Annotated in this window: 18 protein-coding genes; 11 read left to right on the top strand and 7 right to left on the bottom strand. The window is 59.1% G+C overall.

Translation table 11 applies throughout. From position 1 onward, the window contains the following. Positions 1–654 precede the first annotated feature (654 nt). The 8 genes from ACW5XC_RS15300 (at position 655) to ACW5XC_RS15265 (ending at position 9772) form a co-directional block, all read left to right on the top strand. Positions 655–3180 carry a TonB-dependent receptor gene (locus tag ACW5XC_RS15300; protein WP_042054926.1) on the top strand — a complete coding sequence of 842 codons (2526 nt, stop codon included), beginning with the start codon at positions 655–657 and terminating at the stop codon, positions 3178–3180. Between the two features lie 108 nt (positions 3181–3288). Next, entirely contained in the window at positions 3289–4053 is a 765-nt protein-coding gene (locus tag ACW5XC_RS15295; protein ID WP_042054928.1) for a DUF3450 domain-containing protein, read from the top strand. Beyond that, on the top strand, positions 4050–5423 hold the full coding sequence (locus ACW5XC_RS15290; protein ID WP_042054929.1) for a MotA/TolQ/ExbB proton channel family protein: 1374 nt from the start codon (positions 4050–4052) through the stop codon (positions 5421–5423). The genes ACW5XC_RS15295 and ACW5XC_RS15290 overlap by 4 nt, the downstream gene beginning before the upstream one ends. A 10-nt stretch (positions 5424–5433) precedes the next feature. Then, entirely contained in the window at positions 5434–5961 is a 528-nt protein-coding gene (locus tag ACW5XC_RS15285; RefSeq protein WP_005338936.1) for a MotA/TolQ/ExbB proton channel family protein, read from the top strand. Positions 5962–6028: 67 nt separating this feature from the next. Further along, positions 6029–6436, top strand: a complete 408-nt coding sequence (locus tag ACW5XC_RS15280; RefSeq protein ID WP_005338933.1) for an ExbD/TolR family protein — start codon at positions 6029–6031, stop codon at positions 6434–6436. A 16-nt stretch (positions 6437–6452) separates the two neighbouring features. Continuing rightward, entirely contained in the window at positions 6453–7088 is a 636-nt protein-coding gene (locus tag ACW5XC_RS15275) for an energy transducer TonB (RefSeq protein ID WP_005343441.1), read from the top strand. An 11-nt stretch (positions 7089–7099) separates the two neighbouring features. Further along, positions 7100–8341, top strand: coding sequence for a tetratricopeptide repeat protein (locus tag ACW5XC_RS15270; RefSeq protein ID WP_042054930.1), 1242 nt, complete (start codon positions 7100–7102; stop codon positions 8339–8341). 510 nt (positions 8342–8851) lie between these two features. Further along, positions 8852–9772 carry a L,D-transpeptidase family protein gene (locus ACW5XC_RS15265; protein WP_005338927.1) on the top strand — a complete coding sequence of 307 codons (921 nt, stop codon included), beginning with the start codon at positions 8852–8854 and terminating at the stop codon, positions 9770–9772. A gap of 92 nt (positions 9773–9864) precedes the next feature. Here ACW5XC_RS15265 and sppA read toward each other — a convergent pair whose 3' ends face one another. Beyond that, on the bottom strand, positions 9865–11709 hold the full coding sequence (gene sppA / locus ACW5XC_RS15260; protein WP_042054931.1) for a signal peptide peptidase SppA: 1845 nt from the start codon (positions 11707–11709) through the stop codon (positions 9865–9867). Between the two features lie 208 nt (positions 11710–11917). Between sppA and ACW5XC_RS15255 the strand changes: the two genes are divergently transcribed. Then, entirely contained in the window at positions 11918–13945 is a 2028-nt protein-coding gene (locus ACW5XC_RS15255; RefSeq protein WP_042054933.1) for an NADPH-dependent 2,4-dienoyl-CoA reductase, read from the top strand. A 114-nt stretch (positions 13946–14059) separates the two neighbouring features. Continuing rightward, positions 14060–14608: an NAD(P)H nitroreductase gene (locus tag ACW5XC_RS15250; protein ID WP_042054934.1), complete on the top strand. Its 549-nt coding sequence runs from the start codon at positions 14060–14062 to the stop codon at positions 14606–14608. Between the two features lie 382 nt (positions 14609–14990). On the opposite strand, the gene ACW5XC_RS15245 is transcribed toward ACW5XC_RS15250, so the two are convergent. The 3 genes from ACW5XC_RS15245 to ACW5XC_RS15235 form a co-directional block, all read right to left on the bottom strand. Continuing rightward, positions 14991–15545, bottom strand: coding sequence for a sugar O-acetyltransferase (locus ACW5XC_RS15245; RefSeq protein ID WP_042054936.1), 555 nt, complete (start codon positions 15543–15545; stop codon positions 14991–14993). Positions 15546–15708: 163 nt separating this feature from the next. Next, on the bottom strand, positions 15709–16587 hold the full coding sequence (gene prmA, locus ACW5XC_RS15240) for a 50S ribosomal protein L11 methyltransferase (protein WP_005358410.1): 879 nt from the start codon (positions 16585–16587) through the stop codon (positions 15709–15711). 536 nt (positions 16588–17123) lie between these two features. Next, a complete protein-coding gene (locus tag ACW5XC_RS15235) occupies positions 17124–18140 on the bottom strand; it encodes a zinc-binding alcohol dehydrogenase family protein (protein WP_042054937.1) in 1017 nt (338 codons plus the stop codon). Between the two features lie 100 nt (positions 18141–18240). Here ACW5XC_RS15235 and ACW5XC_RS15230 point away from each other — a divergent pair, with 100 nt between their 5' ends. Then, complete coding sequence (locus ACW5XC_RS15230; RefSeq protein WP_042054938.1) at positions 18241–19113, top strand: LysR family transcriptional regulator; 873 nt, start codon at positions 18241–18243, stop codon at positions 19111–19113. 1 nt (position 19114) lies between these two features. On the opposite strand, the gene ACW5XC_RS15225 is transcribed toward ACW5XC_RS15230, so the two are convergent. From ACW5XC_RS15225 to ACW5XC_RS15215, 3 genes are all read right to left on the bottom strand, one after another. After that, positions 19115–20542 (bottom strand): PTS transporter subunit EIIC, encoded by a 1428-nt coding sequence (locus ACW5XC_RS15225; protein WP_042054940.1) that lies wholly within the window; start codon positions 20540–20542, stop codon positions 19115–19117. 89 nt (positions 20543–20631) lie between these two features. Further along, the gene (gene panF, locus ACW5XC_RS15220; RefSeq protein WP_042054941.1) at positions 20632–22089 is read right to left on the bottom strand and encodes a sodium/pantothenate symporter; all 1458 of its coding nucleotides are present in this window, start codon (positions 22087–22089) and stop codon (positions 20632–20634) included. Beyond that, positions 22079–22342 (bottom strand): YhdT family protein, encoded by a 264-nt coding sequence (locus tag ACW5XC_RS15215; RefSeq protein WP_042054949.1) that lies wholly within the window; start codon positions 22340–22342, stop codon positions 22079–22081. The genes panF and ACW5XC_RS15215 overlap by 11 nt, the downstream gene beginning before the upstream one ends. Positions 22343–22462 lie beyond the last annotated feature (120 nt).

Below are 22462 nucleotides of genomic sequence, written 5' to 3'. Positions count from 1 at the left end.
GGTTGCCAAACAGCAGACAATCCGCTTGGCCACTGTAAAAGCTCTGCAACAAAAATCAAGTACAAGGAAATGGAAAACTGGGACAAATGACCCGCTGAGACCAAAAGCACCGAAAAATGACGTTTTTTATCTGAAAAGTGAAAATCAAAACAAAACGCTACTGCTCAACATTATTTTAAAAAATATAAACAGCTGTTTGCTTGAGCTTTAAATGTTTTTAACTTGTTGATTGGTAATGCTTTTGTTTTGGGGGTGAAATTGAAGGAAAACGATATCATCTCGACGACTTTAACTGTTATCCCCATGGGAGCGGTCAGGTTCAACCCTCATGAAGTTAGTGTTTTATTCTTATTAAGGCCGATAAATCAAAATAAGATATAAACGGACAGCACGTTAACTAATAAGTTCATCAATTTTTAATTCAGCGCCATTTACGCCATTTAACAATGTTTTTACATTGCGTGAATTGTTTTTGGTAGAATTATTCACTAATTATGCCGGTCAAAATTAATACACTCCGCTTATTCTACGCCTGACCTCGCCATACCCCTGCTCCATTGACGTCGCTAGTCAAAGATTGATAAGCCTTACACATCGCTCCAAAGAGGGCGGTATCAGGAAGCAAACAATAAACAACCAGGAAGGATATAAGCGATGCTTAGGAAGAGCAGAATCTCTGCTGCGATTGCGTTCGCCTTGGCGAGCCTTGCGGCGGCCCCATCCGTATCTGCCGAAGAAGGGCAGAACGTCGAAAAACTGCAGAAAATCAAAGTCACTGGCTCCCGTATCTCCCGTGTTGATGTTGAGGGGGCGACTCCGGTTGTCTCTGTCAGCAAGGCTCAAATTGAACAGTCTGGTCAGCAGACTGTGGCCGATTATCTGAAACAGGCCTCCTACAACTCCTTTGGTGGTTTCTCCCCATCCTCCGGTAGCTCTGCCCAGTCACAAGCCACAGTAGGGCTGCGTGGCTTGGGCTCAGAACGTACCCTGGTGCTTCTCAATGGCAAACGTGTTGCTGGATCCCCCTCCATGGGGGGCACTTCCATCAACCTTAACACCATCCCCATGGCTGCTGTTGAGCGGGTGGAAGTTAACCTGGATGGCGGCTCCGCACTCTATGGTTCTGATGCCATCGGCGGTGTTATCAACGTGATCCTCAAGGAGGGTTTCGAAGGATTGACATTCCAAGGGCGTCTTGGCTCACCAACCGAAGAGGGCGGTGATGAGAAGAGTGGCTCTGTGGTTGCGGGCGTCAATGGGGAGAAAGGGTCCCTGATGATGGTTTACGAGCACGATGAGAAGGACGTGATCTATTATCGTGACCGTGACTATCTGGCTTTACAAGGTGCAATGTCTCCCAGCGTGGCTGGCCGTAATATCATGGATTTAGATACAGGTGATCTGAAGCAGCTTGCAGGTATTAACTGTGCCAATGTCGGGACCGGCTTTGTTGAACAGGATGGTTTGTGCAACTTTGATTTTGCCAAGGTTGCTGCTAAAACAGCCTCTCGTTCTCGCGATACTGTCTATGTGAATGGTCGCTATCACATCAATGACAGCGTGGATTTTGTTCCTCAGTTTATCGGCTCTCGGGTGACCAGTTTTGGCCGCTTTGCCCCTGCTGCGGGCTCATTTGTGACTGATGATCCTGCGTTGTTGGCTGCGAACGGAATCACTGGCGGTCAGGCTGCAATTTTCTATCGATTCAACAATATTGGTCCCCGTGATAACGATGTGACGGACTTTACCGGCAGCATGAACCTGGGCTTTGACGGTGTACTACCTACCGAGGCCGTTGGGGATGTTGAATGGAACGCCGGTTACATGTACTCCAAGACTGACAATACCAGCGATGGTAGCGGTTATATCCTCAAAAGTGCTGCCCGTAATGCAATCAAAGATGGCAAGTTCACCAATGGTGAGTTTGATAAGTCAGTAAATGATCTGTTGTCCTACGATACCTCGCGTACTTCCAAGATGGACTTTTTCCAGTGGTATGGCGGTTTGGGTTGGGAAATGGGCGAACTGCCTGCCGGTCCAATCGGTTGGTACTGGGGCTCCGAGTATAACGACTGGACTTACTCCGATACCTATGACAGTCAGTCTGAAGCAGGCAACGTCATAGGTTCATCCGGCAACTCCGGTGGTGGTGTGCGCGATGTGTTTGCCACCTACATCGAGAGCCTGATCCCCATCACCGAGCAGGTCGAGCTGAACCTGGCGGGTCGTTATGACAAGTACAGCGACTTTGGCAGCGCCTTCTCGCCCAAAGCGAGCCTGCGTTACCAGCCGCTAGACAACCTGATGTTCCGGACCTCCTGGTCCCAGTCGTTCCGGGCGCCCGGGCTGGATGATCTCTATGCCGCAGACTCGTTCTCTGCCGACTTTGCCAAGGACTATGTACGCTGCAATGCTACCGGCACAGCTAACTGTCCTGAGAAACAGTATGACGTTACCCGTCAGTCCAATAAAAATCTGAAGGAGGAGACGGCTGATACCTTCACTATCGGGGCTGCTTACAACCCGCTGGATAACTTGAATCTGTCACTCGATTACTACTACATCAAGATTGATGATGTGATCCAGCTAGCCACGGCACAAACCCAGATTTATCAGGAGCTGAACAGTGGCAGCAACCCGAACGTAATTCGTCTCCCCAACGGCACCATCAAGGAGATCAAGGCTGGCATGGTCAACTTGGGGCAACTCAAGACCAGTGGTATAGATTTTAAAGCCGATTACAAGTACGACTTCAACACCTTCACCCTGCGTTATGACTTCGGTGGTACTTACATCCTGCAGTACGAAGAGGGGCTGTTTGCCGGTGGTCCGATGATCGACAAGAAGGGTTGGAATGGCAAACCTGACTTGCGCCTCAACTCCGGGATCGGTGCCAACTTCCCGCAGCTGTGGAATCTGGATACCTACCTGAGCGCCAACTATATCGACTCACAGAGCCAGGACTATGTTGATGGTCAGGAAGAGGGTCATATCGCTTCCAACACCGTCTGGAACCTGAACGTGGCGGTCGATACCAGCTGGAATGGCAAGATCCAGACCGGTGTGAAGAACATGTTCAACCGTGGCCCCTCCCTGTCCAACGATGGCTTCACTTACGATGAAGACCTCTACAGCATCGACGGCCGCATCTACTACATCGACTACACCCAGAAGTTCTAATCAACCCTGTTGATATACAACCTCAGCCGGCCCGGTCGGGCCGGCTGTGCCCAACGTCCAAGGAAGTTACGGAGATAGGGTAATCCTATGAAGACAAGGACCATTACAATGAAGAAAGCGCTCCTTGGCAGCCTGGTTTCGGCCGCCTTGTTGACCAGCTTCAATCTGAGTGCCGCCACTGCCAGTCAGGCCGTGGACGCTCAAGCCGCCACCGACAACGCATCCAAAGTTTCCCAGCAGAAGATCGACAGCTATGCCGAATCTGCCGAATCCGCACTGGCCCAGTACAAGGCAGCCCTGCGTCAGGTCGACAGTCTGCGCACCTACAACGAGCAGGTGAGCAAGATGGTCGAGTCCCAGAGTGCCGAGCTGGCGTCGATGCAAAAGCAGATCGCCCAGATTGATCAGACCAGCACCGAAGTGGTGCCCTTGATGCTCAAGATGATCGACTCCCTCGAGCAGTTTGTGGCGCTGGATCTGCCGTTCCAGAAGGTCGAGCGCGAGGACCGCGTGGCGGCCCTGACCGACCTGATGAACCGGGCCGATGTCACCATCTCCGAGAAGTACCGCAAGATCCTGGAAGCCTACCAGATCGAGGAGGGCTTCAGCCGCACCATCGAGGCCTACAAGGCGAGCCTGGACAAGGATGGCAGCGAGAAGACCTACGAGTTCCTGCGTGTTGGCCGCATCGCGCTGCTCTATCAGTCCCCGGATGGTCAGGAGACCGGCATGTGGAACAAGCAGACCCGTCAGTGGGAAGAGTTGCCCCAGGAGTATCGCAGTGCGGTTGAACAGGGCCTTCGCATCGCCAAGAAGCAGGCGCCTCCCGCGCTGATCAAGCTGCCGGTTCAAACTGCGGAGAAAGCATCATGAAAGGAATCAAACTTGCTATTGCCTCCCTGATTGCGGGAGCAACCCTGGTCACCCTGCCGGTGACCGCCGCCGAAAAACCGGTGGATCTCAATGCGCTGCTGAATCAGGTCAAGGCCTCCAGCCTGAGCGAATCCCAACTCAACAAGGAGCGGGAAGCCCGCTTCCTGGCTGACAAGAACGAGCAGGGGGCGCTGCTGGCCAAGGCCAAGGCCGAGCTGGCTGCCGAAACCGCCAAGGGCGAGCAACTCAAGGCGACCTTCGATGCCAATGACAAGCAGCTGACCGAGCTGACCGAAACCCTGCGCCAGCGTTCTGGCAACATGGGCGAGATGTTTGGTGTGCTGCGTCAGTTCGCTGGTGAGTTCAAGGGGATCTTCAACGCCTCCGCCCGTCGGGTCGAGCATCCGGAGCAATCCGCCCTGTTGACCCGTCTGGCCGAGAGTAAAGAGCTCCCCTCCAGCGATGATCTGGAAGCGTTCTGGACCACCACCCTCAGCCGCATGGTGGATGGTGGCAAGGTGAGCCAGATCCCGGCGACAGTGGTTTACGGCGAGGGCAACCAGGCCGAGAAGACCGTCACCCAGATCGGCGAGTTCAACACTGTCTCCGAAGGCAAGTACCTCACCTTCGTGCCGGAGACCGGCAAGTTCGAGCAGCTCTCCCGTCAACCGGAGAAGAGCGTGCTGGCTCCCATCGCCGAGTTTGAACAGGGCGGTGACGGGGTCAAGCCCATATTTATCGACCCGTCTCGCGGCGTGATCCTCTCCCTGTTGGTGCAGTCACCGACCCTCAAGGAGCGTATCGATCAGGGTGGTTCCGTGGGTTATGTGATCCTGGCATTGGGGGTAATCGGTACCCTGCTGGCCATCTTCTGCGGTATCCGCCTGTCGCTGATCGGCTCGTCCATGCGCAAGCAGCTGAAATCCGATCAGATCATCAAGGGCAACCCCATTGGTGACATGCTGGGGGCCTACCAGAACCATCGCGGTGACAACATCGAGGATCTGGAGTCCAAGCTCGACGAGATCATCCTGCGCAACGTGCCCAAGTTCGAGAAGGGCATCAGCATCATCAAGCTGATCGCCTCCGTCGCACCGCTGCTGGGCCTGCTCGGCACCGTAGTGGGGATGATTGCCACCTTCCAGGCCATCACATTGTTCGGTACCGGCGATCCCAAGCTGATGGCGGGCGGTATCTCCGAGGCGCTGGTGACCACCATGCAGGGTCTGGTCGTCGCGGTGCCCATGCTGTTCCTCTACACCATTGTGCAGACCCAGAGCCGTCGTCTGATCCAGGTGCTGGAAGAGCAGAGCGCCGGTTTCGTCGCCCGTTATCAGGAACGTCTGCACGCCTCCAAAGCCGCAGCGTAAGGAGTCATCCATGTGGTTCTGGTTGATTGAAGAAGTCGAGTCGGTCCGCCGGTTTTTGGGATTGGGGGGCGATGTACTGGTCGCCCTGTTCTTCCTGACCCTGATGATGTGGGCCCTGTTGCTGGAGCGCTGGTTCTACTTCATGGCGGTTTACCCCAAGCAGGTGAAGCAGACCAAGGCCACCTGGCTGGCCCGTACCGATCATCTCTCCTGGTCTGCCAAGCAGATCCGGCGCGAACTGGTCTCACGGGTTGCCATGGCGGTGGACAAGGGGATGCCGGTCATCAAGGTGCTGATCGCTCTCTGCCCGTTGATGGGGCTGCTCGGGACCGTGGTGGGGATGGTGCAGGTGTTTGACACCCTGGCCATCACCGGTACCGGTTCGCCGCGGGCGATGGCATCGGGGATCTCCAAGGCAACGGTACCGACCATGGCGGGCATGATCGCCGCCCTTTCCGGCCTGTTTTTTGTCAACCAGCTCGATCACAAGGCCAAACTGGCGGTGCAAAAGCTGGAAGACAACCTGAAACACGGTTGATGCAGGATGCATACCCCCGGCGAGGCATGGCCTGCCGGGGGCACAGAACAAGCAAGGAGTTTCTGCTATGAGAAAACGTTACAGCGACAGCGGTGCTGACGAGGCGGCTATCGATCTGACCCCCATGCTGGACATAGTGTTCATCATGCTGATCTTCTTCATCGTCACCACCTCCTTCGTCAAGGAGTCCGGTGTCGAGATCAACCGTCCCAGTGCCAGCACGGCCGAGACGGTAAAGAAGGGCAATATCATGGTCGCGGTGCGCGAAAACGGTCAGGTCTGGGTCGACAAGCGGGTGGTCGAGGTGGGGGCGGTACGCGCCAACATCGAGCGGCTGCGGGCCGAAAACCCGGAGAGCGCCGTGGTGATCCAGGCCGATAACGAATCCCGTTCCGGTCTGGTGGTGCAGGTCATGGATCAGATCCGCATGGCCGGTGTCCAGAACATCTCCATCGCGGCAGACAAGAGCAGCTGATGCCGGAGAGAGACCTATGAGATACCTGATATCGTTGGCGGTCTCCTGTGTGGTGGTGTTCTTTCTGTTTCTGGGAATGAACAAGCTGATCACACCGGATCACCGGGAGCTGGTGGAGAAGGATGACGTCACCATGACCGATTTCATCCGCCTCAAGCCCCAGGAGACCCTGCAAGAGAAACAGCGGGAGCTGCCCAAACCGCCGCCGCCCAAGCGTCCGCCACCGCCTCCCGAGATGGAAGTGGCCAGCACGGATAGGCCGAAGATGGAGAGCGCGCCGATGGACATGCCCAAGCTTGACATCCCGGTCAACATCGGTGGTGGCAACGCGCTGGGTGCCTACAGCACCGGCGGCGGTGGTGGCGGCGTCGGTGGCAACAACGGCGCCATTCCGCTGGCAACCTTCGAGCCCATGATGCCCCGCAAGGCGGCACTGGCGGGGCTGGCTTCCGGCAAGGTGCTGGTGGAGTTCACCGTCACCGAGCGCGGCACCGTCAGCAACGTGCGGATCGTCAAGGAAGAGCCGCGCAGCTATGACCTCGGCAAAGAGGCGCGCAAAACCATCGCCAAGTGGACGTTCAAACCGGCCATGGTGGATGGCAAGCCGCAGGCGAGCCGGATGCAGCAAGAGATCGAGTTTGCGGTCAACTAAGGAAGGTGGCGATGAACAAGTTACAGAAGATGATCCTCGCCCCGGTCGCCATGGCGGTGCTGCTCAGCACCGCCAGTTGGGCCGCCGAGCAGCCGGCCCTGTCGGATCGGGCCTATCGGGCAGTCAACAAGGCGCAGGAGCTGATCACCGAGAAGAAATACGGCGAGGCCAATGCCAAGCTGCAAGATGCGCTCTCCGGCGCGGGCGAGCGAGTCTACGACAAGGGGGTCATATTGCAGACTCTCGGTTTCGTAGCCGCCCAGCAGGAGAAATACGGTCAGGCGACCAAGTACTTTGCCGATGCCATCGCGACAGGCGGCCTGCCACCACCGGTGGCCCAACAGGTGCGCTACAACCTGGCCCAGCTCTATATGGCGGAGGGTAATTATCAGGGGTCGATCAAGACCATGAAGGAGTGGTTTGCCAACCAGGGCAAGGATGACAAGCCCAACTCCCATGCCTATATCACGCTGGCCAACGCCCACGTGCAGCTCAAGCAGTACCGTGACGCGATCCCGGCAGTGGATCAGGCGATCAAGCTGTCGGCAGGTAAAGCGCCGGAGTCCTGGTATCTGCTGAAGATGGGCGCTCACTACGAGCTGAAACAGTACAAACCGGCGACCGAGGTGCTGACCTCTCTGGTCAACATGTTCCCGGAGAAGAAGAAGTACTGGACCCAGCTGTCGGCCATGCATATGCAGGCAGGCAACGATGCCAAGGCGCTGGCTGCGCTGGAGTCGGCCTACAACCTCGGCATGCTGACCGAGGCAGCCGAGCTGCAGCGCCTCGCCAACTACCTCGCCTTCACCGGCATTCCCCATCGCGCCGCACGTGTGATGGAGAAGGGGATGAAGGATGGGGTGATTGAGCAGAGCGCCAGCAACTACAAGACCCTGGCCAACTACTGGCATCAGGCCAAGGAGCTGGATCCGGCCATCGACACCCTGGCCAAATCTTACCAGCTGGCCCCGAGCGCTGAATTGCAGCTGAAAATGGCACGTATGATGATCCAGAGCAAACGCTATCAGGATCTGGTGGCGCTGGCCGCCAAACCGGCAGCCAATGCCAATGGTGAACAGCGGGCGGATCTCAAGTTCCTGACCGGTGTCGCCTATTTTGAGCAACAAAAGCCGAAGGAGGCCCTCAACGCCTTCACCCAGGCAGCTCAGAATGGCAACGTCAGCGGTCGGGCATCTCCGTGGATCAGCTTCCTCAAGGAGCAGAGTGGCACCGGGGAGGCAGCCGTCCAGTAATTCCAATGACAACTACCTGTAGTCCCTTTTATGGTTGCCTGGTGGCTCCATTAACCGCTCTTCGGAGCGGTTTTTTTATAGCTGAAACCGGCACCGGCTGGTGGCCGATGCGCGGTTTTATCTCTCTTCATACCAATAAAGAGCCTACGTCGACATTGGTCTATCTCTCCCGATGTGACAAACGTTTCGGCTAGGGCTGCAACCGTGACACAAGGTGGCACAGCGCTGTGGTCTACGGGGGCGGGGTTGGTCCGCAGAGATGGGGCTATGCTGTACATCTCTCTTTCAATGGCGACTTGCCAAGGGGGCTTTTGCCCTGTTGATAAGCGTCACATCGAAAACGGCTACTTTTAACAAGAAAAGCAACATATGGAAGTTGAAATTTTGGCCGACTCAGGAAAGAATGCGCGCTCGGTTATTGGCGTCGTGGGGCAGGTTGACCCGCCACCGGCAGACCGAGGATGAGACGGCCCCCGGCCCATTTGGTACAGGAAACCACACAGGAATTTTATGAATCCCCTTCGCACTGCCGCTTCGGCCCTTTTATGCACATTTGCGCTGGTCAGCCAGCAGGCTGCCGCCGTCGAGTACCGTCTGCCTGCGGCCAACAGCCGCCTGATCGGTGAAAACCAGGAATACGTGGTGCCTGCGGACAACCGTCCGCTGGAGCAGATCGCTGCTGACTTCCAGCTGGGTCTGACTAACATCATGGAAGCCAACCCGGGCGTTGATCCCTATCTGCCGAAAGCGGGTAGCACCCTGATCATCCCCCACCAGCTGATCCTGCCTAACGCGCCCCGCGAAGGGATCGTCATCAACGTTGCCGAGATGCGTCTCTACTACTACCCGAAAGGGAAGAACGTGGTGGAAGTGCTGCCCATCGGCATCGGTCAGCTGGGGGTAAACACCCCGGAGAACTGGATCACCAAGGTAGAGCGCAAGCGCGCCAACCCGACCTGGACCCCGACCGAGAACATCCGTCGCCGCTATGCCGCCCAGGGCAAGACTCTGCCGGCAGTCTGGCCAGCCGGTCCGGATAACCCCATGGGTCTGCACGCCCTCTACATTGGCAACCTCTATGCCATCCACGGCACCAACGCCACCTTCGGTATCGGTCTGCGGGTGAGCAGCGGTTGCGTGCGTCTGCGCGCTGACGACATCAAGTATCTGTTCGACAACGTGCCGGTCGGCACCCGCGTCCAGTTCGTCAACCAGCCGGTCAAGACCACGGTCGAGCCGGATGGCGGTCGCTACATGGAAGTACATGAGCCGCTGTCGCGCACCGAGGAGGAGTTCAACTCCACCGCCTCCGTGCCGCTCCCGATGACACCGGCTATCACCCGCTTCATCGCTCACGCCGAGTCTGACTCCAACGTGGTCAAGCAGGTGCTGGAACAGCGTACCGGTATGCCGACCCGCCTCAATCCCTGATTGAGCAAGTTGGCGGTGCCGCGCGCACTGACTGAATAAAGAAAACGGCGACCATCTGGTCGCCGTTTTTTATGGGGGGAGTCACCGCTTGCTTACTGCACGCAGACCGGGCAGAAGGCGTAGGTGCCTTGCGGATCGTTGAAGCGGGTGAGCGGGTCGAGACTGCGGTTCACTTCCAACAATGCCTTGGCAAATCCAGCCGGCAGCCAGCTTTGCAACTGGGGGGCCAGCACTTGGGCACTGCTGTCAAACAGCTGGCGCAGGAACTTGTCCTTGGTGGACTCCTCCTGCTCGATGGGGGTCACCTGCCACTCCTTGAGGTTGGCCAGTTCGGCGGCGGCTTTGATGGCCTCATCCAGATTGCCGAACTCGTCCACTAGCCCCAGGGCCTTGGCATCTTCGCCGGTCCAGACTCGCCCTTCGGCCGCTTTTTCGGCCTCTTCCGGGCTCAGACCACGGCCCTTGCTGACCAGACCGATGAAGCGCTGGTAGGTATCTTCCACGCTCAGCTGGATAGCCTGACTGACGTGCTCCGGCAGGGCGCGGGTCGGGCCTACGCCGACGTAATCTGTGGTGCCGACCCCGTCGGTATGCACGCCGAACTGGGCCAACGCCTTGTCGATGGTGGCAAACATGCCGAACACCCCGATGGAGCCGGTGAGGGTGGTCGGGGAGGCGAAGATCTTGTCCGCATCGGCGGAGATCCAGTAGCCACCGGAGGCGGCATAGCTGCCCATGGAGACCACTACCGGTTTGCCTGCCTGTTTCAGGGCCAGCAGCTCGGCGCGGATCTGCTCGGCGGCGAAGGCGCTGCCGCCCGGACTGTCGACCCGCAGGACCACGGCTTTGACCTTGTCATCGCGGCGGGCATCGGCCAGCAGGTCGGAGAGGCTGTCGCCACCGATGGTTCCGGCAGGCTGGACGCCATCCATGATGGCGCCGCTGGCGACCACCAGACCCACCTCATCCTTGCCGCTCTGGGGATATTGTTCCGGAATGGCAGCCAGATACTCTTTCAGGCCGACCCCTTTCCAGCCGTGGTCGTCCGCTTCACCCACCTCTTTAATGACCGCCTGGGTCATCTCGTCGCGGGTGGCCAGCTGATCCACCAGCCCGTTGTCGAGGGCGTAGTTGGCGGCATTGCCACCGGCTTTGCGCAGCAGCTCGAGGAAACGATCCTTGCCCGGCGCGACCGCATCGGGTTCGATCTCCCGCTGCTCGGCTACGTCAGCCACATAGGATTGCCACAGCTGATCCAGCCAGCGCTGGTTCGCTTCTTTGCTCTCGGGGGACATCTCGTCGCGGGTATAGGGCTCGACGAAGGATTTGTAGGTGCCGACCTTGAATACGTGCGGGGTGATGTTGAGCTTCTCCAGCGCCGACTTGAAGTAGGTCTGGTAGACCCCAAGCCCCTCGATCACCACGGCGCCGCTCTGGTTGAGCAGCACGTGATCGGCGTGGGCCGCCAGCAAGTATTGGCCCTGAGTGTAGAAGTCGGCCATGGCGATCACCGGTTTGCCGCTCTCCCGGAAGGAGTCGATGGCACTCGCCACCTCCTGCAGTTTGGTGAAGTTGGCTCCCTGCAGCCCTTGTGGCTTGATCACCAGCGCCTTGATGCGCTCGTCATCCTTGGCACTCTTGATGGCCCACAGCAGGTCGGAGAGGACGATCTCGCTAGGCTGCTCGTCACTGCTGTCCATCTGGCGCAGCAGTTGTACGGTGGGATCTGTCTGGGAGCGTTGCTCCACCAGCACGCCGTTGAGATTGAGGGTTAGCGCCCCTTCGATGGGCGCCTTGGGCGCCTCTTTCTGGCTGACGCTGAAGACGATGACCAGCACTACGATGAGAAACAGCAGATTGACCAGCATCAGCCGGGTGAAATTGAGCAGGCGCCACAGGCTGCGGAACAACCAACCCAGACCTTTGAAAATAGACATAGTCGCGTTATCGCCCTGTTAATGGGTAGAGAAGAGCCATTATTAACCAGTTGCGGGCGAAATTGCCATTTCCGACTGGCGAATCCCGCCTATCTTCGTTCAGGGCACGGCTGTTCGCTGAAAAATTGTCCAAACATTTGTTTGAAAAAGAATTTTCGATTCTTTACTCTAGCCTCAGTTTGATAACAAAAAATTAACTGGAGGCATCGTGAGCCGCTATCCGACCCTGCTGACCCCGCTCGACCTTGGCTTTACCCAGCTGCGCAACCGCGTGTTGATGGGCTCCATGCATACCGGCCTCGAAGAGGAGAAGGGCGGTTTTGACAAGCTGGCTGCCTTTTATGCCGAGCGCGCCCGTGGTGGCGTTGGCCTTATCGTCACCGGCGGCATCGCCCCCAACCTGCGCGGTCGGCTGGTGCCTCACGGCTCTCAGCTGAGCTTTCCCTGGCAGGTGAGCAAGCACAAGAAGGTTACCAGCGCCGTGCATCAGGAGGGGGGCAAGATAGCGCTGCAGATCCTCCATGCCGGTCGTTACGCCTACCATCCCTTCAGTCTGGCCCCGAGCGCCCTCAAGGCCCCCATCTCCCCATTCAAACCGCGCGCCATGAGCGAGCGGCAGATCCGCGGCACTATTCGCGACTTCGCGGCTACAGCTGCGCTTGCCAAGGCGGCCGGTTATGACGGCGTCGAGGTGATGGGCTCGGAAGGCTATCTCATCAACCAGTTCATCTGCGAGCGCACCAACAAACGCACGGACGGCTGGGGTGGCAGCAGCGAAAACCGGATGCGCTTCCCGGTGGAGATTGTCCGCGCCATCCGCGAGCGGGTCGGCACCGACTTCATTATTATCTTCCGCCTCTCCATGCTGGATCTGGTGGAGCAGGGCTCGACCCTGGAAGAGGTGATTGCCCTTGGCAAAGCGCTGGAAGCGGTGGGGGTGACCCTGATCAACACCGGTATCGGTTGGCACGAAGCGCGTATTCCCACCATCGCCACCAGCGTGCCGCGCGGCGCCTTCAGCTGGGTCACTGCCGAGCTGAAAAAGCATCTCAAGGTGCCGCTTATCACTACCAACCGGATTAACACCCCAGAGGTGGCAGAGCGGATTCTGGCGGGTGGCGAGGCGGATATGGTCTCCATGGCGCGCCCCTTCCTGGCTGACCCCGAATTTGTCATCAAGGCGGCCGAGAACCGGGCGGACGAGATCAACACCTGCATCGCCTGCAATCAAGCTTGCCTTGACCATGTGTTCAAGCAGAAGCGAGCCTCCTGTCTGGTCAATCCCCGCGCCTGTTTCGAGACCGAGCTGACCTTTGGCCGCGTGCCCCAGCCCAAGAAGCTGGCGGTAGTGGGGGCGGGCCCCGCCGGGCTGGCGTTTGCTTGCTACGCTGCCGAGCGCGGTCATCAGGTGAGCCTGTTCGATCAGGCCAGCGAAATCGGCGGCCAGTTCAACTTCGCCAAGCAGATCCCGGGCAAGGAGGAGTTTCACGAAACCCTGCGCTATTTCGCCAAACGGCTGGAGAAGTGCGGCGTCGAGCTCTATCTCGGCCAGCGCCAGAGTGCCGAGAGCCTGCTCGGCGGCGGTTTTGACGAGGTGATCCTCGCTACCGGTATTCGTCCGCGCACCCCCAATATTCCGGGCATCGAGCATCCCAAGGTGATGAGTTATCTCGACGTATTGCGGGATCACAAACCGGTCGGCCAGAAGGTGGCGGTGATCGGCGCCGGCGGTATCGGTTTCGATGTAGCGGAGTATCTGGTCGAGAAGAAGGTGGAGATGGATGCCGATGGGCACCGTGATCACTGGCTCAAGGAGTGGGGCATCGACAAACAGCTTGGCGAGCGCGGTGGCCTCACGGCTCCTGAAATCGACGCCCCCGAGCGCCAGATCTGGCTGCTCCAGCGCAAGGAGAGCAAGGTGGGTGATGGACTTGGCAAGACCACTGGCTGGATCCACCGTACCGTACTCAAGAACCGCAAGGTGCAGATGCTCTCCGGGGTGCAATATCTGGGGATCGATGACGAGGGTTTGCACATTCAGGTGGGCGAGACCAAGCAGTGTCTGCCGGTGGATCAGGTGATCGTCTGCGCTGGGCAGGAGCCCCTTAAAGAACTGCAGGCCGGGTTGCAGTCGGCAGGCAAGCCGGTGCACATCATCGGCGGAGCCGACGTGGCTGCCGAGCTGGATGCCAAGCGCGCCATCCGGCAAGGGGCCGAACTGGCTGCGGTCATCTAGCCAACTGTGCCCTCTTGTCCTTTATAGTGCGATAAACCCCTGAGCCTCAGGGGTTTTCTTCATTCGGTGCTGTGCTAAGGTAGCGCCATCATTGCCCCAGAGAAGGAATTGCCCATGGATGCCCTCACCCTGTTGCTCAATCGCCACTCCTGTGGCCGCCTCGCCGATCCCGCCCCGAGCGGTGAGGTGCTCGACAATATCCTCAAGGCGGGACTGCGCGCGCCGGATCACGGCACCCTGACCCCCTGGCAGTTCATTCTGTTTGAAGGGGAGGGTCGTGAGCGGTTGGGCAAGCTGCTGGCCGAGGCCGCCCGCGCCCGTGGCGAGGATGACGATAGCATCAAGAAGTGCCAGGAGGCGCCGCTGCGCGCGCCCTTGCTGGTGGCCGTCGCCACCCGCTATCAGGCCCACACCAAGGTGCCGAAACTGGAGCAGGAGCTCTCTGCCGGTTGTGCCCTGATGGCGATGCAGATGGCGGCGCAGGCGCAGGGCTTCAACGGTATCTGGCGCTCCGGCTGGTTTATCTTCGATGAGCAGATCAACAAGGGATTGGGACTGGCGGCAGAGGATCAGCTGGTGGGTTTCCTCTATCTCGGTACTCCCATGCTGGAAGCACGCAAACTGCGCGAGCTGCCGCTCGATGAGTTTGTCCGCCGTTTCTGACTTTTCGGCCATGTTGCGGTTGAGAGAAGCAAAGCCTCGAGATATCGGGGCTTTTCTGTTTAACCGTGAATAGTAACCAGAGAAATTGGGGAAAATAAATGGGTCAAAGAGGCTTCGCGCGCCATAGCAGGTAATTATTTAAATAGTGCGATGTACCTCGCAATCCTGTTGTATTTCACTATGTAAAACGTTTGCGCATTCGCTAATATCTCCCTGCCAGTTTAGAAGGGCACTCCTTCTAATTTTTCTGCGATGAGAGTCGCAATTCCGTAGCACCTTTTAACAGCCCAACGTCTTCGTGACATTGGGCTTTATTTTTTTATGGGGTGTCTGGGCTGTTGTGAACTGATGGCGGCATCAAGATGCAGCCCGGTTGGCAGCCTTATGACCTGTTTTTGGTTGGCAGGATCCGGGCCGGGTTGCCGACTACCCGAGCACCGGCCGGTACATCTTTGGTGACTACGGCACCCGCGCCGACGATCGCCTCCCGCCCTATGGTGACGCCGGGCAGCAAGATGGCGCCGCCCCCAATCCAGACCTTGTCTTCAATGGTGACCGGCAGCGCCGTCTCTGTGCCCTGAATCCGTTTGTCGGCCTCCAGTGCATGGGCTGCGGTATAGATCTGCACGTTTGGCCCAATCATCACATGGGCGCCGATGCGAATGGGGGCATTGTCCAGCAGGGTCGCCCCCATATTGATGTAGGAGTCCTTGCCAAGCTGAATATTACGGCCATAGGTGCAGTAGAGTGGCGGGCAGATAAAGGCATTCTCAGCCAATTCGCCAATCAGCTCCGCCAGTAGTGCCCGCTGCTCTGCTTCCTCTTCCGCCTGATTGAAACGGCGATAGCGCCGTGCCGCCTCCCGGCGCAACTGGGCCAGCTCGGGTGCCATGCAGTTGTACGGTTGGCTGCTAATCATCTTCTGGTATTCGCTCATGGCAGGGCCTCAATGATGTGGAAGAACGATGTTAATCCCTCATTGGCCAGAGAAGCGTGAACCGTCCCCCAGAGTGGGAAAGGGGGAGAAACAACAAGAGCACCCGCGGGTGCTCTTGTTTGATAAAGATGCTGACTTTCCGCCTTGAGAGCGGGAGCTATGTTTAGCCGTGCTTGCGGCCGGAGAGGCGGCACCACTCCTCCTTGACGGCGGTCGGGTCCATCTCGAACCACTGGCCGTAGATAGTTTCCAGCTCTGGCGCCTGGCTCTCCAGCACGCCGGAGAGGGCCATCAGGCTGCCTGGCTTGCCGTGGCCGGCGATAAGTGGAGCCAGTTCGCGCAGCGGGCCGGCCAGGATGTTGGCGACCACCACGTCCGCTTCGACATCTTGCGGCTGGTCGGCCGGCAGATAGAGCTCAATCTGGTCGGCGACGCCGTTACGCGCGGCGTTGTCGCGGCTGGCCTGAATGGCCTGCGGGTCGATGTCGATGCCGATGACGCGGGCGGCACCCAGTTTCAGGGCGGCGATGCCGAGAATGCCGGAGCCACAGCCAAAATCGACCACGGTTTTACCGGTCAGATCGAGGCCGTCCAGCCATTGCAGGCAGAGAGCTGTGGTGGGGTGGGTACCGGTACCGAAGGCCAGACCCGGATCCAGCATGACGTTGACTGCATCGGGGTTCGGCACATCGCGCCAGCTCGGGCAGATCCAGAGGCGCTCGCCAAACTGCATCGGGTGGAAGTGATCCATCCACTCGCGCACCCAATCCTTGTCTTCCAGCTGCTCGACCTTGTAGCCGACGTTTTCGCCGAAGATCTGCTGGAAGAAGGCGATGGTGGGAGCCGGGTCGGTTTCGGCATCGAACAGACCCATCACTTCGGTCTCGCCCCAAAGCGGGGTTTCACCGGGCATGGGTTCGTAGACGGGCACATCCTTGGCATCCATAAAGGTCACCGCCTGGGCTCCACGCCCCAGCAGCATGTTGCTCACCTTGTCTGCGGTCTTGGCAGTGGCGTTGATTCGAATTTGTATCCAGGGCATGGCGTCGACTCTTCATAAATGTGAAACCGCGAGATTCTACCATCATGGGGCAGTGCTGTCGTGGTTTGCCCATGACGTGGAGGGATACGGGGGCTTTTGCCGGATTGGCACGGTTCCTGTATTGCTCTATACAGGCGAAGACAACCGGTTTTCGCTGAACGCTTTGCTCAAGTTCCGTCATCTTTCACTGCCACCCTCGGGTGGCATTTTTTTTCTGCGCTTGTTTGCCTGGTAAACAGTCTGCCAGACAAAAAAAGAGCAAGGTCGGCACCTTGCTCAAGGACGGGCTGACGCCGTTTTGGCGCATTCATGCTGCTGTTGGCACGCCAGATGCAAAGACTAATATGTCCTGCATAAGGATATGTGTGTGATTGTTACCCCAATGTTCAGGTATTCAGGCCATTTCTCGCGAAATGGCCTCTTTTTTGGCTGATTGTCGGACGTTGGCCTGCCACAGGCAGTCATGAGTGCCGCTGGTTGTGCCCGTTTGGGGCATCTCCTTGGTGAACTTATCCCATCATGGTGCGTTTGAGGGCTTAGTTGGCAAAGCCGCTCATGTCGATCACCAGCTTGCCAACCATACGGCCCGCTTCCACCTCGGCATGGGCCTGAGCCAGCGTGACCGGGGTCAGTGACGGGATGGTTCTGGTCAGGGTGGTCTGTAGTACCCCTTCATCGACCAGTGCCGCCACCCGGCCGAGCAGGCGGTGCTGCTCGATCATGTCTGGCGTCTGGAACAGGGAGCGGGTGAACATGAACTCCTGGCTGAAGGTGACGCTCTTGCTCTTGAGCAGGGAGAGATCCCACGGCTCGCTCGATTCTGCGATGGTGCAGATATGGCCAAACGGACGGATCAGCCCGGCCATGGTGGCCCAGTGCTCGGCGGTGGCGTTGGTGCAGAAGATGGCATCGACCTGGGTGATGCCAAGGGCGGTCAGCTCCTCTTGCAACTTGTGGTGGTTCACGACCTGATGGGCGCCCATTTCGAGGCACCATTCGCGGCTCTCGGGGCGGGAGGCGGTAGCAATCACCTCCATACCGGTGAGCTGGCGAGCCAGCTGGATGGCGATGGAGCCCACGCCACCGGCGCCGCCGATGATCAGCAGTTTGCCACGGCTTTCGCGGGTAAGAGCGAAGCGCTCGAACAGGGTCTCCCAGGCGGTGATGGCGGTGAGCGGCAGGGCGGCGGCCTCCACATCGCTCACGCTGGTGGGGGCGATCGCGGCGATACGCTCATCCACCAGTTGCAGGGCGCTGTTGCTACCCGGGCGGCTGATATCGCCGGCATACCAGACCCGGTCGCCCGCCTTGAACAGGGTGACTTCGCTGCCGGTGGCGATCACTTCCCCCACCGCATCCCAGCCCAGTACCCGGGGCGAGCTTTCAATTTTGGCCTTGGGGGAACGCACCTTGGTATCCACCGGATTGACGGAGGTAGCGGTAACCCGCACCAGCAGATCCCGCGGACCCGGAACCGGATCGGGCTGGTTGGCGGCGATAAAGCAGTCGGGGTGGTCGCTTGGCAGATAGTGAGTCAGGGCAATGGCTTTCATGGTTTTTCCTTTCAAATCGCTGTGTTCGGGATTGCCACTCACTCTAGTCTGGTTGATTATCAAGATTAAGATGGGTAATCGGTAAAGACTGTTTGAATATATGAACAATGTCGATCTGGAGTTGATGGGACTGTTTGCCACCGTGGTGGAGCAGGGAAGCTTTACCCGGGCCGCCGAGCTGCTTGGTATGCCCAAGTCATCGGTGAGCCAGAAGATCTCGCGGCTCGAATCCCAGCTCGGGGTGCGGCTGTTGCAGCGTACCACTCGCAGGTTGAGCCTGACCCCGCAGGGGGAGCTCTATGTGGAGCACTGTCAGGGGCTGCTGGCACTGGCCCGCAGTGCCAATCTGGCGATGGCACGGCTGCGCTCGGCCCCGGCGGGGCGGGTGCGGATTACTGCCCCCGAGGCGACCGGTACTCTATTGCTTGGCCGGATCCTCGCCGAGTTTCGCGCCCTCTATCCCGAGGTGGTGCTGGAACTGACCCTGAGCGACGATCAGCTCGATCTGGTGGGGGAAGGTTATGATCTGGCGCTGCGGGCGGCGCCGCTGAAAGACTCCAGCCTCATCTGTCGTCGTATCGGTGAGGTGGCGCGCCATCTGGTGGCGGCGCCCGCCTATCTGGCGGCCCACGGCATGCCGCAACAGCTGAGCGAGCTGGGCCGTTATGCCTGTCTGGTGCACTCGGCCATGCCGGTGTGGCCATTGCAGGAGGGTGGCTGGCGGCCGCAGGGGGCCTGTGTCAGCAACAGCTTGTTGGCGCTGCGGGAGATGGCACTTCATGACGGGGGGATTGCCCTGTTGCCCCACCATGTCTGTGAAGGGGATTTGGCGGCGGGGCGGCTGCAGAAGGTGTTGCCGGATCAGCCCATTCCGGCCAACCCGTTTTACCTTATCTATCCGAGCCGGGAGCATCTGGCCCCCGCTCTGCGCACTCTGATGGATTTCGTGGCCGAGCGGTTGCCGTTCGCCTGAGTTACCAGCTGCTCTGGCTGGCCGACTCCTGATTGGGTTTGAGGCCGAGGGGGACCGACTGGCGCTCCGCCAGCATGCGGATCTGCCCTTCAATCAGGCTGGCGCTGGGGCCCAGCACCAGCACCAGCTGGTGGTCGTTGAGCTGGATCCAGGAGAGGCAGCCCAGGCCCAGCAGGCGGGATTCATCCACCAGTGAAATATCGCGCACCCGCAGGCTGAGGCGGGTGATACAGACACTCATCGCCACCAGATTGTCCATTCCGCCCAGTACCTTGAGATACTGGATCGCCAGCATCTGCGGGTCTGAGGGGGCAACGCTGGCAAGGCGCGGATGCTCCACCGCGATGGGCTTGCTCGGCATGCTGAGGGGGGCACGCTCCAGCAGTTGATAGAACAGCAGGGTGTAGGTGACGAAGAACAGGATACCGACCGGAATGAGCCAGAAGCTGTGCTCCCCAGCCTGATAGCTCAGCACCAGATCCAGCAGACCGGCGGAGAAGTAACTGCCCACCTTGATCCCCAGCCCGCTACAGACCGCCAGCGACAGTCCGGTCAGCAGGGCGTGGGCGAGAAACAGCCAGGGGGCGGTAAAGGCGAACAGAAACTCGATAGGCTCTGTGATACCCACCAGTGCCGAGGTGAGCGCCAGGGTGAGCAGCAGCCCGCCCTGCGGCAGCCGCTGCATCCGCTGGCGGTGCAGCCAGATGGCAAAACAGGCGCCCGGCAGGCCGAACATGATGATGGGGTAAAGACCGGCCACATACCCTTCATGAAGGGGTTGGGCGGTGGCCAGCGCCTGCAGGTTGCTCTCGCCAAGGCCGATGACGCTGCCCAATACCTGATGGAGCCCGAGCGGGATCAGCAGCCGGTTGAGGGTGCCGTAGCAGAAGGCGCCAAACGGCGTGGTAAGCAGCTCGGAGGTGAGCAGGGTCAGCCCGCGCTCCAGCGGCGGCCATAGCAGCGAGAGGGGAATGGCGATCAGCAGGCAGGCCAAGGCCGACACCAGCAGGCTGGGAAACTCCCCCTTGGCGATTTGCAGCCAGCGGGGCAGGGTTTGCTGGTGTACCCAGGGGTAGATGATGGCGGTGGTGAGCCCCGCCAGCAGGCCGCAGATCATGTCGGCGTGCAGGTTGGGGGCCAGCGTATTGAAGGCGGTGCTGAGCAGCAGGAAGTTGACCGCACCCGCCAGCGTCTGTCCGCCCAGCTCTTGCCGACTCAGGCCAAAGGCGATCGCCACCGCATAGATAAGCGGCATCTGGCTGAAGATCGCCTGACCGGTGAGGGAGAGCACCGCCAAATCGAGCACGTCGGGTTGCCCAAGCCGGTAGATCAACGCCGCCATCGGCAGGATGGAGACGGGCAGCAGCAGGGCATAACCGAGCCGCTGCAGGGCTTGAGTAACGACTTGTCGAGTGGCTTTAACGGGCATACAGCGGCTACGTTCTGTGACTTGGCGCACAGTTTAACCGGAAAACACCTATTTGGGGATAGTTTTGGAACCCCTAATTTATATTTTTATTATTTCTGCCCGAAAAGCTCGCGCACTTCCCGCGAGGGCGGTGTCGTCAGCAGGCTGACCGTGATAAAGACCACCAGTGCCAGCGTGAGGCTTGGCACGATGGCGTGCAGGCCAGCCAGCTTGATCCCCCACTGACTGAGCACCCCATAGCTGACGATGCCGCTGACCATGCTGGCCAGTGCGCCCGGGCCGTTGGCCCGCGACCAGTAGAGGCCGAGCACCAGTGGCCAGAGGAACACCGCCTGCAGACCGCCAAAGGCGAGCAGGTTGAGCCAGATGATCATCTCGGGCGGTTGCAAAGCCGCCAGCAGCACCAGGGTGCCGAGGATCAGGGTGCAGAGCAGGGAGAGGCGCGGAATGCGCACTTCCAGCTTCTCCTGCTTTGGATTGAGATAGTTGAGATAGAGATCCTTCACCAGAGTGGCGGAAGCCTGGATCAGCTGGGAGTCGATGGTGGACATGATGGCCGCCATCGGCGCCGCCAGAAAGACCCCGGCCAGCCAAGGTGGCAGCACTTCCATCATCAGGGAGGGCATGATCTTGTCCGGGCTGTCCATGCCCGGCAGGATGGCGCGGCCAAGGGCGCCAGCCAGATGCATGCCGAACATCAGCAGGGCGCTGACCACGGTGCCGATCAGAATGCCGCGATGGAGCGCCTTGCTGTCGCGATAGCCAAAGCAGCGCAGCGCCGAGTGGGGCAGCCCCACCACCCCGACACAGACCAGGATCCAGAAGCTCAGCATAAAGGGCTGGGTCAACATGTCGCCGGCCCCTTGCGGGCTTACCAGCTTGGGATCGATCTCCCTGAGCTGGTGGATGAGGTTCGGCAGCCCGTCACCGGCAATCAGAATTCCCGCCAGCAAGGCACCGGTGCCGATCAGCATGATAATCCCCTGCAGGGCATCGGTCATCACCACGGCGCGGAAGCCGCCGATGATGGTGTAGAGCAGTACGCAGCTGGCAAACAGCATCAGCCCCTGCTGGTAGGAGAGGCCGGTGGCGGTTTCCAGCAGGCGGGCGCCGCCGATAAACTGCACCACCATGGTCGCGATAAAGGCGAGGATGATAGTAACGGAGCCGAGGATCACCACCGCCTTGCTCTGATAGCGGGCCCACAACATGTCGTTGATGGTCACCGCATTGACCCGGCGGGCGATGATGGCGAACTTCTTGCCAAGCACTCCCAGAGTGAGCCAGACGGTGGGCAGCTGGATCATCGCCAGCAACACCCAGCCCAGACCGATCTTGTAGGCCGCGCCCGGTCCGCCGATAAAGGAGGAGGCCGAGGTGTAGGTGGCCACTAGCGTCATCGCCAGCACCAGCCCGCCCATGCTGCGGTTGCCGATGAAATACTCCTGCACGAAGTTGCCTTCTGCGCGATGGCGGCTGGCCCAAAAACCCACCCCCAGCACCAGCACCAGATAGATGACGAGCGGCAGCATCAACTCAAGATTCATGGGATGACTCCTTGCCGGAAGGGAAGTGGGTATCGAGGGGGATCTCCACAAACAGCCGGTTCACCATCAGGGCGCAGAGCAGAATGAACAGCAGCGGCATCACCATGCAACTGAGCAGGAACCAGAGCGGGATGTCCCACAGCTCCAGATGGACTGGGATGAAATAGGCGGTGCCATACCAGGCAAAGAAGTAGAACAGGGTCAGCAGCAGGCAGAAAGCTGCTTCCCGGCGGGCGAGAGCAAAACGGTTCACCTTGGCCTCCGACAAATTTGAGGGGCGCAAGGTGTCTAGTCCTGAAATAGGTTTACACATTTTCAACTAGCATTTCTCTACTCAGAACCCCCTATGTACCGCATCGGGGGTTCTGTATTT

The organism is Aeromonas sp. 25-AL00135, assembly GCF_054052385.1.
This window is presented reverse-complemented; position numbering and strand designations above follow the sequence as displayed.